Source organism: Microbulbifer mixtoriginis (SeqCode) (genome assembly GCF_052467945.1).
The window spans coordinates 4,023,188-4,037,207 of sequence record NZ_CP174328.1 but is presented as its reverse complement, the minus strand read 5'-3'; the positions used below and the strand labels follow the sequence as shown (position 1 = coordinate 4,037,207).

Here is a 14,020-nt window from a genome sequence, read left to right as displayed (position 1 = left end):
GGGTATTGACCATGAAACAGTTTAAAAAGACCCTGCTGGCCTTTACCGTTGCCGTACTGGCCAGTGCCTGTAGCGATGATAACTCCAGCTCCAACAATGTTGCCGAAGTGCCGGATGCTACTGAAACACCGCAGCAGCAGAATTACTTAGGCCTTTCCTCAACCCAAAGTGAAAGCAGCTGGTTCGAAGATGGCCAGAAAGCGGTAGCTGCGGCGAGCGCAGAGAAGATCAACAATACGCCCGGTGCCGCGAAAAACATTATTTTGTTTGTAGGCGATGGCATGGGTATCTCCACCGTCACCGCCGCGCGTATCTTCGCCGGCCAAAAACTGGGCCTCGACGGCGAGGAATACCAGCTGAGCTTCGAAAAAATGCCCTTTGCCGGCTTGGTAAAAACTTACAACACCAACCAGCAGACCCCGGATTCCGCTGGCACCATGACCGCTCTGGTTACCGGAGTGAAAACCAAGGCCGGTATCCTGAGTGTGGCCGAAGATGTCGCTCGCGGTGACTGCGCCGCCAGCCTCGAGCGCCCCCTGACCACCTCCCTGGAACTGGCCGAGGAACTGGGTAAGAGCACCGGTATTATCAGCACCGCGCGTATCACCCACGCCACACCCGCAGCCACCTTTGCCAAGGTGCCCGAGCGCGAGTGGGAATACACTGCTCCAGACGGCTGTCGCGATATCGCCACCCACCTGGTTGAATTGGAGGCCGGTGATGGTATCGACGTGGTAATGGGCGGCGGACGCCGCAATTTCCTGCCAGCGGACTTCACCGATGCGGAAGGCAAGACTGGTAAGCGCACCGATGGGCGCAATCTGATTGAAGCGTGGAAAACTCGTTATAACGATGGCGTAACCACCGCGTACTACATGGAAGACAAAGCCGGGTTTGACCAGCTGGATGTGACTAACACCGATAAGCTATTGGCGTTATTTAACTCCTCTCATATGCGCTATGAGGCCGATCGTGGCAACGATGTTGGCGGCGAGCCTTCCCTGAGTGAGATGACTGCCAAGGGCATCGAGATGCTCCAGCAAAACGATAAGGGTTACTTCCTGATGGTGGAGTCCGGGCGTATCGACCACGGTCACCACGCCAACAATGCCTACAATGCTCTCAGCGATGCGGAAGAGTTTGCCAAGGCGGTGCAGGTAGCCCTGGATAACACCAGTGCCGAGGATACTCTAATCGTTGTTACCGCGGACCACAGTCACGTGATGACCATTGCCGGTGGGACTACCCGTGGCAACCCAATCCTCGGTAAGGTAGTTAAAAATGACAAGACCGGTGTGGCTGAAGAGATGCCCAAGCTGGATAAAACCGGCTTGCCTTACACTACGCTGAACTATGCCAATGGTCGCGGTTTTGCACATTACGGCGACAATACCGATGCTGATGACCGTTACGATCATGACATTATTCAAGGGCGTCAGGATCTTACCGATGTGGACACCACCGCTCCCGGCTTCCACCAGGAAGTCCTTGTTCCTCTTTCTGGAGAAACCCACGGCGGCGAAGACGTGGGGGTCTGGGCCCGCGGTCCCGGTGCGCACCTAGTAAGCGGCACCAATGAGCAGAACTATCTGTTCCATGTGATGGCCCGCGCCGGCGGCCTGCTGGAGCAGAGCGCCAAATAAGTTGGCGAGCTTAAGGCGCGGGAAACCCTCCTGCGCCTTTTTAGTTTTTTGGTGAGTAGTTTCAGCGCCCTCTGTGCCAGCATCACTTAGATCACAAGTGTTTTGTGGGCAAAGAAAATGGCGCAACCGTCTTCTATTTTCCTGCGCAGTCGCATCTTGTGCCAGTCCCCCATCTCCAATAGCTTGATTAACTCTTCCCCTAATGGCTCTCCCACCGTGATGGCAAAGCGACACAGTAGGTATAGATCACGCCAGTCCCCTAGTAATTGCGCGAGTTGTTTGAGCGGTTCACAGCGCAGCGCTACAGATTGGGGGTGCCTCTCTCTGAGTAGGCGACAGTGGTACCAGTGATCTTTTACCCTTTTACGCAATTGATGCAGTTTATGGGCGTTATCTCCTTCGCGTGTTTCTAGCCAGGTTTTGTGCGCGCGCTGGTAGCCGCGTAAATATCCTACGTCGATATCTCTCCAATCAATATTTTGCAGGGGCCAACACTCAATTCTCTTTTGTGCCTCATGCAGTAACCCTTCGACCCGAATAAGGCTCTCCTCATCTCGCAGCGACCGCTGTAATTGGTGCAGCACTCTATGCATTTTTTCAAAGTGGTTGGGGGGAGCTAGGGTAAGTAGCGCGGTGCGAATGGAGACAAGATCGCGGCCCGCAGATAGGGATCGCGCTAATTTCCGGTAGCGATCGTTCTCGAGTTGGAGGAGTGAATTTTCTTTCGGAAAAATCAGTCGCAGTAGAGCACGCAGTTTTTTGCAGTGTTTACGTAGCTCATGAACGGCATGTTCACCTGGCAGAAGCCGGGCATTATCACAGGCGGCGCGTATTTCTGCGTGAGCCGCAGTGCGCAGACTCAGTGCAGCGGGCATGTCGCTGTCGAGTCGGTAATCCATGAATTGGCCCTGGACTCAGTATTTTCTCTCGTGTGATTTAATTTTAGTGAGTTGCCACTGGGCGAATCATGGGCACTGTTCCGCCGGCTTGGTCGATGTACAATGGCGCACTGAATTTGGCTCAGCAGGCAGCACAGCATGAAGGATCGCAAGACCACCCACTTCGGCTACCAAGAGGTCCCGGTGGAGGAAAAGGCCGGTCGTGTGGCGGAAGTGTTCCACTCAGTGGCGGCGCGTTACGACGTAATGAACGACTTGATGTCCGGGGGTATTCACCGCCTCTGGAAGCGTTTCACCATCGAATTGTCCGGTGCGCGGCCGGGACAGAAAATTCTGGATATCGCCGGGGGCACCGGTGATCTCACCGCGCGTTTCTCGCGTATTGTGGGCGCCAGCGGTCAGGTGGTGTTGGCAGATATTAATGAATCGATGCTTAGGGTCGGCCGCGACCGCCTGCTCGATCGTGGCATTGCCGGCAACGTAGTGCCGGTACAGGCGGACGCCCAGTACCTGCCCTTTCCGGACAACACCTTCGACTGTATTACCATCGCTTTTGGTCTGCGCAATGTCACCGATAAAGACTTGGCGCTGCGCTCCATGTTGCGGGTACTGAAACCCGGTGGGCGCTTACTGGTACTGGAGTTCTCCAAGCCGGAATCGAAACTGCTGGAAAAAGTCTACGATCACTACTCGTTCCGCCTGCTGCCATTTATGGGGAAATTGGTGGCCAACGACGCGGAGAGTTACCGCTATCTGGCGGAGAGCATCCGTATGCACCCGGATCAGGAAACGCTCAAGCAGATGATGGTGGATGCTGGATTTGTCGATTGTGAATTTCACAATATGACCGGTGGCATTGTGGCGTTGCACCGTGGTATCAAGCCCTGAGAGGTGCCCGTCGTGATTGACCCCCAAGTGATGGCACGAGGCCAATAACCACCATGAGCGATCCCACCTATCGCGCGGGTTTTGACGCCGCGCTGGAAACCGCTATTAATACTGCCTTGCAATACGATCCCGCGACCCGAGCACGCCTGCAGGAGTTGGACGGCAAAACCATGGCGCTCGACCTGACGGCTCCAAAGTTGCAATGCTGCCTATGTATTAAGGGCGATCAGGTGTGCGTGCGCCAGCACTGGGAGGGAGATGTAACGACCACCATCAGTGGCTCGGCTATTTCCCTGGTGCGATTACTAAAGGACCCCGATGCCACGCCTGCGGCACTGGGTGTCTCTATCAGCGGCTCTAGTGCTCTACTGGCCGAGTTGCAGTGGATCATGAGCGATCTGGATATCGATTGGGAGGCACCACTTGCGCAAGTGTTTGGCGATATTCCCGCCCACTCCATCGGCAATGTGCTGCGCAGTGCTAGTAGCTGGTTAAGTGCCAGCCTTAGTCGCGCGCCGGTTGCGGCCGCAGAGACGATCAGTGAGGAATGGCAGTTGACGCCACCACAGGCACAATTTGAAGCTTTCGCGGATGACCTCGCCGAGTTGTCCCTGGCCACCGAGCGCCTGGAGGCGCGGGTGCGCCTGCTGCAGGAACAGTTTTCCCGCGGGGGGGCCGAGTAGTCTTGCCTATATCCCGTACTGTTACCATCGCGCGGGTTTTCCTGCGCCATCGCTTAGATCTGTTATTACCGGCCGAACGCCGCCCCCTGTGGCTGCGCGGATTACTGGCTCCACTCAAACTGTTGCCGCAACCAAAGATGGAGCGCGGCGAGCGACTGCGCCGCGCCCTGGAAGAGCTGGGACCGATCTTCGTTAAATTCGGTCAGCTGCTCTCCACCCGCCCGGATTTGTTGCCGCCGGATGTGGTTGAGCAGCTCGACTACCTACAGGACAAAGTACCGCCCTTCCCCAGTGATCAGTGTCGCGCACTGATTGAGGAAGCCCTTGGCGCTAGTGTCGATGAAGTCTTTGCCAGCTTTGAGCACGAGCCCTTAGCGGCAGCTTCGGTGGCACAGGTTCACGCCGCCGTGCTTAACAGCGGCGAGTCAGTCGTGGTCAAGGTGTTGCGCCCGGGCATCGGCGAAGTGATTCAGGAAGATTTGCGCCTGTTGCGGGTGATTGCCCGGGCTATCGAACGCTTCGTGCCAGAGGGCCGGCGTCTGCGCCCGGTGGAAGTGGTGGAAGACTACCGTCATACCATCGAGGGCGAGTTGGATTTAACCCGCGAGGCGGCCAACGGCACCCAGTTGCGGCGTAATTTCACTGATTCCCCACTGCTATATATCCCCCAAGTTTACTGGGATTACACCCGCGAAAACGTGCTGGTGCTGGAGCGTATCAATGGTATTCCTGTCACTGATTTAGCGCAGCTGCGCGAGCAGGATACCAATATGCCGCTGTTGGCCGAGCGCGGCGTGGAGATCTTCTTTAAGCAGGTTTTTGAATACAACTTTTTCCACGCGGATATGCACCCGGGCAATATTTTTGTCTCCCGGGAACACCCGCAGCGCCCGCAGTATATTGCCATCGACACTGCCATTGTCGGCAGCTTGTCGCGAGAAGATCAGTACTACCTGGCGCGCAACCTGCTCGCCATGTTCCGGCGCGATTACCGCATGGTGGCGGAGCTGCACGTACAGAGTGGCTGGGTTCGTGCGGATACCCCTGTGAATGCCTTCGAGGCGGCAATTCGCGCCGTGTGCGAGCCGATTTTTGAGAAACCGCTGGGGGAGATTTCCTTTGCGCGGGTATTGATCAGCCTGTTCCAGACTGCGCGACGCTTCGATATGGCGGTGCAGCCACAATTGGTGTTATTGCAGAAGACCCTGTTGAATATAGAGGGTTTGGGACGCCAGCTTTATCCGGAATTGGATCTGTGGAAGACTGCTCATCCATTTTTGGAGCGTTGGATGCGTGAACGCATCCACCCCAAAACACTGGTGGGCGAGATCAAGCGCTACGGTCCCGAGTGGCTGGAGAAGTTTCCACAGATGCCGCAATTGGTCTATTCAGCCCTTGAGCAGTCGCGGGAATTGGCGCCACAACTGGAAAATATCGGTGAAAAACTGGCGAGCAGTCAGCGCCGTGGGCGCTGGCAGTATTTGCGTCGGCTCGGCGGTGTGCTGCTCGCTGTAGGCGCCCTGGCCTTAAGCCGGCCGCAGTGGCTGGAGCAGTTGCCACCCTCTGGTTGGGTATTGGGCATCGCAGCCCTGATTTTACTGCTCTGGCCCTAATGACACTGGCGGCAGTATTTTGCCGGCGTCGCGCCGGCCTACACTTGGAATTCTGATGGAAGAGACATTGACTCAAGCTGTGCCAACAAGCGGCTTTATTGATCAGGTCAGCTGGAACAGCGATGGCCTGGTACCCGCCATTGCCCAGGATTTTAAAAGCGGTCGCGTGCTGATGATGGCGTGGATGAATCGCGAGTCTCTGGCACTGACCGCTAGCGAGGGCTATGCGGTCTACTGGTCGCGTTCGCGCAAGGGCCTGTGGCGCAAAGGGGAGTCATCCGGCTTCCTACAGAAAATACGCGAGATTCGCCTCGACTGTGACGGTGACACCGTGCTGTTAATGGTTGAGCAAGAGGGCGGAATTGCTTGCCATACGGGCCGTAGCAGCTGTTTTTACAACCTCTTGCAGGACGGTGAATGGCGCGTTAGCCAACCGGTATTGCAAGACCCCAAAGCCATCTACAAGTGAGCCCGGAAATGAGTGATCTGCTGCAACAACTCGATGCGGTACTAGAGAGCCGCAAGTGCGCAGAGGATGCCGATAAATCCTATGTGGCTAGCCTGCATAGGAAGGGGCTCAACAAAATACTGGAAAAGGTGGGCGAAGAAGCCACCGAAACAATTCTCGCCGCCAAAGATGCGCAGGCCAGTGGCGACAACCGGGATATGATCGCCGAGACGGCGGATCTCTGGTTTCACTCATTAGTGATGCTTTCGCACCTGGGAGCGGACTCCCAGGATGTAGTGCGTGAACTGGGTCGGCGCTTTGGGCTCTCTGGCCTGGAGGAAAAGGCATCCCGCAGTAAAGAGGGATAAGAATTCAGTTGGAAGGACTGGCGTAACAGTCCTCTGATAAGTTGTGGTTTTACCCATGGTGGCCAATGGCAATGCAAATCGGCTGCCGTATTAAATGACATGGAGACAATTATGGGATTCGGTGGAATTAGCATCTGGCAGCTGTTGATTATCTTGGTCATTGTCCTGCTGCTTTTCGGAACCAAGCGCTTGAAAAACCTCGGTGGTGATCTGGGCGGTGCACTGAAAGGCTTCCGCAAAGCGGTGAAGGACGATGATAAGGATGAGGACAAAGATAAAGACAAAGACCCTGAGCGTCTTCAGCACGATGAGGAAGAAAAGCCGCAACAGGGCAGCACCTCGAAAGAAAAAGACAAGCAGTCCCAGGACAAATAATTCGGCACTGTTAACGCGAGTAATGCCCCGTGTTTGATATTGGCTTTTTTGAACTACTACTGGTCGCGGTAGTGGCACTGCTTGTGGTGGGCCCGGAGCGCCTGCCCGATGCCATCCGCACGACAGCGCGCTGGTGGTCTGGCCTGAAGCGAACCTTGCAAGGTGCGCGTGAGGAACTGGAACGGGAAGTCGGTGCCGACGATATCCGCCGAGAACTGCACAATGAGCGCATCCTCAAGGAGATCGAAGAGAGTCGCCGGGAAATGGAGCGTACCTTTAGTGAGGCTAACCGCGAGGTGAATGAATCCCTGCAGCAGCAGGAGGAGCCACAGCCCAGCGAGTCGGCCAAACCTAAGGAAAAAGCTCCAGCCAAAGTGCCCCAGGAGCCCGAACATCCGCGCGCGGAAAAAGAAGACTATTTACCGGAGCAGGATGAAACCGTTGAAGAGTTGCAGGACCCGGAATACCCGGAGCACTGGCACGATTTAGGTGATCCCGAACTGAATCCGGAGCACCCGGAAAATACGCCTAAAGACCTAGAAAAAGAATCGCAACAGGAAAAAGACAAGCAACCATGAGCGATCAATCACAAGACAGCCATCAGCCCTTTATCGATCACTTGATCGAGCTGCGGGATCGGCTGCTGCGCACTTTACTGGTTGTAGTGGTTTTGTTCGCCTGCCTGGTACCCTTTGCCTCGGATATCTACAACTTTATTGCCAATCCGCTACAGGAACGTTTGGTCGGCGATGCAGGCATGATTGCCACAGAGGTGACCTCCACCTTTCTTACGCCATTTAAGACCACCTTTATTGTATCGTTTTTCATCGCCATTCCCTTTGTGCTCTATCAGGCCTGGGCTTTTATAGCTCCCGGTCTTTATAAAAATGAAAAACGTATTGCGATTCCAATCTTGGTCACCAGCGTATTTTTGTTTTACGCCGGTGTGGCCTTTGCCTATTTTGTAGTGTTTCCTATTTTATTTGATTTCTTTGTTGGCTCGGCCCACGCAGATATCAAAGTTATGCCGGATATGCGCAGCTATCTGGATTTGGTATTGAAGTTATTTTTTGCCTTCGGCTTCGCTTTCGAGATCCCTATCGCCACGGTGTTATTGATTTGGAGTGGCGCAGTGGATGCCAAAACCCTGGGGAGTAAACGTCCCTATGTGATTGTGGGCTGCTTCCTAATCGGTATGTTGCTCACCCCACCGGATGTTATCTCCCAATCCCTACTGGCCGTACCCATGTGGTTGCTGTTTGAGGTGGGAATCTTGTTTGGTCGCTGGATTACATCGCGCCGGTCGAAAGAGCAAGCCGAGCAGTCTTGATTTGCGGATTTTTAAAAATTACATTTCCGCCATCAGTTAAACGGCTCGAAGTAGTTTTTCAAATCAACATTTTGCTTGCGCAATAAAATGCCCCGACTGCTTTCGCAGCCGGGGCAGTCGCCCTGTTGTTTTACCTGCCCTAACCAAAATCCAACGCCGTGCTCTCAAACAGAGCTGGTTGTGGATAGACAGTCTGCGTTCCATGCAATAAAAAGCCGAACGATATTGGTTTTTGCGCCACTACTGGCAAGCCCCCATCGCAACAAAAACCAAACGGTCAGCTGAGGAAATTAGCGATTAAGATCCGAAACTCCTGTTTCTTAAAATAACCGCCTGCGCCGCAAAAAACTTGCGGCAATGGTACTACCCTGAGACCCCAGGTATTAGCGAGATGCAGCCGCCGTTTTATTGACACGGGTGGCTGCAGCGCGCTCTTTCTTTTCCTGCTCCGCTACTGCTTTTTCCACATTGTTGCTAACCAGTCGATAAAAATAGAATGCCATCAGGAATATAAACCCGATTACGGCCAGACTGAGCAAGCCGGAAAAGCTGGTAAATAGATCAATTAAGGCATCCATCTTTCTCTCCAGTACGCCAATGCTTCAGTTATGCAGTGTATGGAGTAGTGCTACAAACCTCTTGACCTAAATCAACTGGGCTTGAGTTACTGGAGAAGAGAAGGATCGGAGGTCTTTAGCTGGGCGTATATAAGCTGATACCAAGTGCAGGTGTTCTTAGGGGGCTACTTTTCCTAAAGGAGAAGGTGCAGTACTGCGACTGACCAGTATTTTACTTGATAGAGTTAGCTAGGTTCATATATGCACTTTAGAGCATAGGGAGTTTTTTCATCAGTGCAGCACAAAACTTAATAGCAGGCAGGCAAGTGCTGCGCCCCATAGTAGATATAACTCCTGCTCCTGGCGCCAGCGAGGGAGAAGCAGCATGAGTGCCAAGGGAGGTATAAAAAGAGCGAGGAATCCAGCTATAGTGCTGTCGTCAAAGCACACTTTCACTAATCGCAGCCATGCAATGGCGGCGAAAGCCAGGGCAAATACTGTCAGAACCGCGCTAACTGGCATCATGCTATAACCCTTAGAGGCTATTGAAGGGGAAGAAAAGGCCCTGGCCAGATCACATTAAAATGACAATAGGAAAGGAAGTGTATAGCAGATTGCTTATCACGGGCCTGCCAAAAAAATGGCTTAATTTGCGCTTATGGCTGCTTATCATCCCACTGTATTTGGCGGGCTGTGAAACCGTCGGTTATTACGCCCAAGCAGCTGCCGGCCAGTGGCGTATTTTGTCTGGGCGTCAGCCGATAGAAAAAGTCATTAATGAACCGGGTACCAGTGAGCAATTACAACAGCAGCTACAACTGGTATTGCAGATTCGTGCCTATGCAGCTGAAGTTTTGCAACTGCCGGTAGGTGATGCCTATAACGCTTATGTACAGTTAGATGACACCTACCCGATTTGGAATGTCCTGGCAGCGCCGGAGTTTTCCCTTGAGCCTAAGCGCTGGTGTTACCCTATCGCCGGCTGCGCCAGCTACCGAGGTTATTTTCGCAAGTCTGCGGCAGAGGCAAAAGCGAATCAACTGCGCGGACAGGGCTATGATGTATATTTGGGCGCGGTGCCCGCTTACAGCACCCTCGGTTGGTTTAACGACCCAATATTATCCAGTTTTGTTAATTGGCCTCAGGAACGCCTAGCCGGTCTTTTATTTCATGAGCTGGCCCATAGAAGGGTTTATATCTCCGGTGATACCCAGTTCAACGAGAGCTTTGCCACCGCCGTCTCAGAAATTGCCCTACCCGGCTGGCTCAGCAGTCAGGGCCTGGTCAGCTCCGCAGCTCAAGCCCGCGCAGAAACCTTGTCTGTGCGTCAATTGATGGCAGCCGCACGCAGCCAATTACAAACAGTCTATCAATCTTCACAGCCAGATGATTTAAAGCGCGAACAAAAAGCCCGGGTTTTATCCCGATTACGTCAATGCTATAGAAAGCTATCTGGAAACTGGCCCAATCCTGCGCGCTATCAAAACTATATAGAAAAAACCAACAATGCCACCCTGGCTCTAGCCGCCGAATATGAATCCCAAGTGCCGGCCTTTAAGCAGCTTTATTTGGATAGTGGTAGCTGGGAGGCTTTTTATAATGCTGCGCAAAGGTTGGGGGATTTAAGTAAGGTTAATCGCGAAGAACGTTTACGCCAGTTGGGGGATGAATATCGCCGGTCAAACTCAGAGATTAAGCAAGAAGGGCTAGATGAAATGAGATGCATTTTACGTGATTAATATAAAAATCGTCGTAGACGACCCTTTCTTGATAAAGGATTTTACCGGAGATTTTTTCAAACCATAAGAATGATTAAACTTGATCCTATTACTATCAACAAGTCATGTTCAGGCATTTATTTGCATTGTGTGACAGCTAGTTAGTGTAATTTCAAAATTTCATCTCTTAATTTTTCTGGCCTGGCTCTGCTTGTTTCTTTATAGTCCCGTCCCTCAGAATTCCATCCAGTATGAATGAGTAGAATGATGTACCCTAAATTCTTATCCAATTTTTTAATAATTGGTTGCTTATTACTTCTATCAGCTTGTAGCAGCGATGATAAAGACAAGAATAATGAGCTACCCGAGAAAACGGTTAGCTTGACGATTGAAGGATATGTGGAAACTACGAGCTTTACCCATGCTGAGGTGAGGTTACAGGTAGCTGATACTGAATTTTATGGAGAGGTAGATGCGTTAGGGAATTACTCTATCGATATAGATATCCCTGAATCTCAGATTGATAGCTTTGTAAGAGCTGAAGCCATTTTTCCTGCCGAAAGTAGTATAAGACTTGTGAGTCTACTTGGCTCTGTAAGAACTTTGCTAGAGAAATCTGGTGAAGACGGAGTCTTAGTGCAGGAGGAAAAGAATGAGGTAAATATTACCAGTATTTCTACAGCTTTTTCCGCGCATCTAAAAAGCATAAATGCAGGGGAGATAAAGTCAGACTCAGAGTTAACTTTATCCTTAAGGGGTCTTGATGCTTCCGTAGTTTTTGATATAGCTGCTTTCATTAGTTTATATAGTAGTAATGAAAGTTTAATGGAAGATTCCGGTCTTTCTATCCCTAATGCTTATCGTGATATATATGAGTTAGCAGCCAATAAATCCGCAGTATCTATTTCTGTATATAATGCAAAAGAAAGGCTTGCTGATTTGTTCGATAAGGCACAGTCAAGTCTAATTGAGAATATAAAATTATTTGGCTATTTATCTAATAGTAATTTGCAAATAGTAGATACCTATTATCTACCATATTTGAAGGTGAGGCTTACTCTACGACCAGATGGAACCGGTGAAATTAATGGAGAAGTTGATAATACTAGTTTTACATGGTCAAAAAATGATAATGGAATTACGTTTAAAGATGCAGATTTGATAAGGCACGTTAGTTTTTTTGGAACCTACTCCGTAGAAAGCCATATCGTAATCAACGATCTTGTGTGGATGATGGACAGTGATGCTATTTCATCAGTTATTCTGCAAGTTGAAGAATATGATGTCAGTCCTGATTCTATTATTCTTGATCCAGAGATAAAGAGCAATATTTACGCAGAAACTGCGATTCGCTCCTTAAGCATAATAAAAGTTTCTGAGTCAGTTAAGTTGGAACAAGAATATAGTATGCCGACACCAGCTATGCTTGGAGAAGTCATAAATCCCGTAGATGGGGTTTCTCCCAGGCTTTCAGTTAGAGTTCTTGGTATGAGCTTTAGGGGAGAGTTTGAAACTGGTGGGACGGTCAATATATCTATTCCTGGTGTGGAGGGAGATGGAAGAAAGACAAGCACTAATATGTCTGGGGTTTGGCGCTTGGAAGACGATAAAAAAATCATTATAGATACCTCTGCAGGAAGTAAATTCACATATGTTTTTCTAGACTATATGTATAAGGGAAAAAATTTAACGTTTGTTCTAGAAGAGTCAGAGAAAGGACGACTAATAGATTTTGATACTGTACTAGCTAAAGATCTGGATTCATGGAAAGAGAATACAGTAGAGGGTATTTATAAATTTAGCTCGTACTTTGCTCAACCATTAGATTACTCTTGGTTTGAGGTGAATTCTGACGGTACAGTAAAAAGAATAACTATTTTTGATTGGGATTCTGATGGAGAGTTAGTTAGTGATGAACTTGATATTTATTCGGGGCTTTGGAAGCTATCTGATGATGGAAATTTGATTATTAGATTTTACCGGAGAATGAATGGCGACAGCTGTATGCCTAGTGACTGGGATCCCCAATCCAATGCAGATTGCTCACTTGGTAGTGAGCGAGAGTGGAACCTTTCTCAGGTATCAGAAGAGGAGCAGTTGTTCTGGATTAGAAAGGAGTTGAAATTTTTCTCAAATGAAAGACGTGATGAAATTCCTGGTTTATCTGATTTAACGAATAAAATATTCGTTGGTGGGCATATATATAATTCATTCATGTATAAAGTTAGTGAAAGGCCCGTACCATTGCCTGTCGACCAATAAATTAGAGTTCCATAATCAAATAGAAGAACTGTATTTTTGCAATTGGCTTATAGGGCGGTAAGGATTTACCGCCTTTCTTGTCCTTATCCTGAGCATGCTAAGTTGATGAGCTCTATACTTGGAACTGATATTTATTAGGTGTCGATTTTCCTATTAACGCAAAATCGGTATTTTACTGCTAGAAGTAAATGGCTTGTTTAGCTTTAATGGGAGGTATTCTTTTGGGTTAATTCTCTGGCCACATCCAACATCCGATTCGCAAACCCCCACTCATTATCAAACCAAATCAATATCTTTACTAATTTTCCGCCGGCAACCCGTGTCTGACTGGCATCAATAATTCCCGAGCGCGGGTCGTGATTAAAGTCGCAGGAGGCGAGGGGTTCTTCGGTGAAGCCGAGTACGCCTTTAAACTCGGTCGCAGCTGCGGATTTTAGTAAAGCGTTGATCTCACTTTGACTTACGTCTTTTTGTAATTGAACCGATAGATCAATAGCGGAGACATTAACAGTGGGTACGCGCATAGCCTGGGCTTCGAACTTTCCAAATAAGTGCGGCAATATGCGCTCGATGCCGCGGGCGAGTGCGGTGTCGACGGGAATAATTGAGGTAACGGCGGAGCGTGTTTTTCTTAAATCGGTGTGGTGATAGGCATCGCTTACCGGCTGATCGTTCATGGCGGAGTGGATGGTGGTCAGCACGCCCGCTTCTATACCAAACGCCTTGTCGAGCGCTGCGATTACCGGCACGCTGCAATTGGTGGTGCAGGAGGCGGCAGAAATAATAGTTTCATTGCCGTTCAGGGTGTGATCGTTAACCCCATAAACAATGGTGGCATCCACATCGCGGCTGGCGGGCTGGGAGAATAAAATTTTTTTTGCCCCTGCGGCCAGGTGCAGTTCGGCACAGCGCCGCTCTTTAAAACTACCGGTGCATTCCAGCACAATATCGACATTTTCTTCGCGCCAATTCAGGTCTTCCAAACGCTCGAAATGCGTAACTGCGATGGAATCGCCATTAACTGTTAGTGTGTCATATTTCACTGAGACATCACCGGCGAAGCGACCGTGTACCGAATCGTACTTGGTAAGGTGGCCGATGGTAGCGCAGTCTGCCAGCTCGTTGATGGCGACAATCTGTAGGGTATCGCGGGCGCCGGATTCGTACAGAGCGCGCAGAACGGAGCGGCCGATACGGCCATAGCCATTAATGGCGAGTCGGGTGGTCATAGCGGTA

15 protein-coding genes are annotated in these 14,020 nt (G+C 50.6%); 11 read left to right on the top strand and 4 right to left on the bottom strand.

Annotated features, from left to right (window positions below):
* Positions 1 to 11: 11 nt before the first annotated feature.
* Entirely contained in the window at positions 12 to 1,643 is a 1,632-nt protein-coding gene (locus ACJJIJ_RS17485; protein WP_444938018.1) for an alkaline phosphatase, read from the top strand.
* An 86-nt stretch (positions 1,644 to 1,729) separates the two neighbouring features.
* Here ACJJIJ_RS17485 and ACJJIJ_RS17480 read toward each other — a convergent pair whose 3' ends face one another.
* Positions 1,730 to 2,542, bottom strand: a complete 813-nt coding sequence (locus ACJJIJ_RS17480; protein ID WP_444938017.1) for a CHAD domain-containing protein — start codon at positions 2,540 to 2,542, stop codon at positions 1,730 to 1,732.
* Between the two features lie 138 nt (positions 2,543 to 2,680).
* On the opposite strand from ACJJIJ_RS17480, the gene ubiE reads away from it, so the two are divergent.
* From ubiE to tatC, 8 genes are all read left to right on the top strand, one after another.
* Complete coding sequence (ubiE, locus tag ACJJIJ_RS17475) at positions 2,681 to 3,430, top strand: bifunctional demethylmenaquinone methyltransferase/2-methoxy-6-polyprenyl-1,4-benzoquinol methylase UbiE (RefSeq protein ID WP_252083834.1); 750 nt, start codon at positions 2,681 to 2,683, stop codon at positions 3,428 to 3,430.
* Between the two features lie 53 nt (positions 3,431 to 3,483).
* Positions 3,484 to 4,113 carry a ubiquinone biosynthesis accessory factor UbiJ gene (locus ACJJIJ_RS17470; protein WP_444938016.1) on the top strand — a complete coding sequence of 210 codons (630 nt, stop codon included), beginning with the start codon at positions 3,484 to 3,486 and terminating at the stop codon, positions 4,111 to 4,113.
* 2 nt (positions 4,114 to 4,115) lie between these two features.
* Positions 4,116 to 5,726, top strand: a complete 1,611-nt coding sequence (gene ubiB / locus ACJJIJ_RS17465; protein WP_444923879.1) for a ubiquinone biosynthesis regulatory protein kinase UbiB — start codon at positions 4,116 to 4,118, stop codon at positions 5,724 to 5,726.
* Positions 5,727 to 5,781: 55 nt separating this feature from the next.
* Positions 5,782 to 6,195: a phosphoribosyl-AMP cyclohydrolase gene (gene hisI / locus ACJJIJ_RS17460; protein ID WP_252083831.1), complete on the top strand. Its 414-nt coding sequence runs from the start codon at positions 5,782 to 5,784 to the stop codon at positions 6,193 to 6,195.
* A gap of 8 nt (positions 6,196 to 6,203) precedes the next feature.
* On the top strand, positions 6,204 to 6,542 hold the full coding sequence (locus ACJJIJ_RS17455) for a phosphoribosyl-ATP diphosphatase (RefSeq protein ID WP_252083830.1): 339 nt from the start codon (positions 6,204 to 6,206) through the stop codon (positions 6,540 to 6,542).
* 111 nt (positions 6,543 to 6,653) lie between these two features.
* On the top strand, positions 6,654 to 6,917 hold the full coding sequence (gene tatA / locus ACJJIJ_RS17450) for a twin-arginine translocase TatA/TatE family subunit (protein ID WP_252083828.1): 264 nt from the start codon (positions 6,654 to 6,656) through the stop codon (positions 6,915 to 6,917).
* Between the two features lie 29 nt (positions 6,918 to 6,946).
* Entirely contained in the window at positions 6,947 to 7,495 is a 549-nt protein-coding gene (gene tatB / locus ACJJIJ_RS17445) for a Sec-independent protein translocase protein TatB (RefSeq protein ID WP_252083826.1), read from the top strand.
* Positions 7,492 to 8,247 carry a twin-arginine translocase subunit TatC gene (gene tatC, locus ACJJIJ_RS17440; protein WP_252083825.1) on the top strand — a complete coding sequence of 252 codons (756 nt, stop codon included), beginning with the start codon at positions 7,492 to 7,494 and terminating at the stop codon, positions 8,245 to 8,247. Before tatB ends, tatC begins: the two co-directional genes overlap by 4 nt.
* A gap of 383 nt (positions 8,248 to 8,630) precedes the next feature.
* Here the strand turns inward: tatC and ACJJIJ_RS17435 are convergent, their stop codons facing one another.
* Complete coding sequence (locus ACJJIJ_RS17435) at positions 8,631 to 8,825, bottom strand: DUF3149 domain-containing protein (protein WP_252083824.1); 195 nt, start codon at positions 8,823 to 8,825, stop codon at positions 8,631 to 8,633.
* Between the two features lie 270 nt (positions 8,826 to 9,095).
* Positions 9,096 to 9,329, bottom strand: a complete 234-nt coding sequence (locus tag ACJJIJ_RS17430; protein WP_152455765.1) for a hypothetical protein — start codon at positions 9,327 to 9,329, stop codon at positions 9,096 to 9,098.
* 77 nt (positions 9,330 to 9,406) lie between these two features.
* On the opposite strand from ACJJIJ_RS17430, the gene ACJJIJ_RS17425 reads away from it, so the two are divergent.
* Both ACJJIJ_RS17425 and ACJJIJ_RS17420 read left to right on the top strand, forming a co-directional pair.
* Positions 9,407 to 10,543 (top strand): aminopeptidase, encoded by a 1,137-nt coding sequence (locus tag ACJJIJ_RS17425; RefSeq protein WP_444938015.1) that lies wholly within the window; start codon positions 9,407 to 9,409, stop codon positions 10,541 to 10,543.
* Positions 10,544 to 10,786: 243 nt separating this feature from the next.
* On the top strand, positions 10,787 to 12,784 hold the full coding sequence (locus tag ACJJIJ_RS17420) for a hypothetical protein (protein ID WP_444938014.1): 1,998 nt from the start codon (positions 10,787 to 10,789) through the stop codon (positions 12,782 to 12,784).
* 203 nt (positions 12,785 to 12,987) lie between these two features.
* Here the strand turns inward: ACJJIJ_RS17420 and gap are convergent, their stop codons facing one another.
* Positions 12,988 to 14,013: a type I glyceraldehyde-3-phosphate dehydrogenase gene (gene gap / locus ACJJIJ_RS17415; RefSeq protein ID WP_444938013.1), complete on the bottom strand. Its 1,026-nt coding sequence runs from the start codon at positions 14,011 to 14,013 to the stop codon at positions 12,988 to 12,990.
* Positions 14,014 to 14,020 lie beyond the last annotated feature (7 nt).

Bases quoted from the DNA above. Each gene is read 5' to 3' on its own strand.
- ACJJIJ_RS17455 (WP_252083830.1), top strand. From the start codon at position 6,204: ATGAGTGATCTGCTGCAACAACTCGATGCGGTACTAGAGAGCCGCAAG.
- hisI (WP_252083831.1), top strand. From the start codon at position 5,782: ATGGAAGAGACATTGACTCAAGCTGTGCCAACAAGCGGCTTTATTGAT.
- ACJJIJ_RS17420 (WP_444938014.1), top strand. From the start codon at position 10,787: ATGATGTACCCTAAATTCTTATCCAATTTTTTAATAATTGGTTGCTTA.
- ACJJIJ_RS17470 (WP_444938016.1), top strand. From the start codon at position 3,484: ATGAGCGATCCCACCTATCGCGCGGGTTTTGACGCCGCGCTGGAAACC.
- ACJJIJ_RS17485 (WP_444938018.1), top strand. From the start codon at position 12: ATGAAACAGTTTAAAAAGACCCTGCTGGCCTTTACCGTTGCCGTACTG.
- ACJJIJ_RS17430 (WP_152455765.1), bottom strand. From the start codon at position 9,329: ATGATGCCAGTTAGCGCGGTTCTGACAGTATTTGCCCTGGCTTTCGCC.
- ubiE (WP_252083834.1), top strand. From the start codon at position 2,681: ATGAAGGATCGCAAGACCACCCACTTCGGCTACCAAGAGGTCCCGGTG.
- ACJJIJ_RS17480 (WP_444938017.1), bottom strand. From the start codon at position 2,542: ATGGATTACCGACTCGACAGCGACATGCCCGCTGCACTGAGTCTGCGC.
- tatC (WP_252083825.1), top strand. From the start codon at position 7,492: ATGAGCGATCAATCACAAGACAGCCATCAGCCCTTTATCGATCACTTG.
- ACJJIJ_RS17435 (WP_252083824.1), bottom strand. From the start codon at position 8,825: ATGGATGCCTTAATTGATCTATTTACCAGCTTTTCCGGCTTGCTCAGT.
- gap (WP_444938013.1), bottom strand. From the start codon at position 14,013: ATGACCACCCGACTCGCCATTAATGGCTATGGCCGTATCGGCCGCTCC.
- tatA (WP_252083828.1), top strand. From the start codon at position 6,654: ATGGGATTCGGTGGAATTAGCATCTGGCAGCTGTTGATTATCTTGGTC.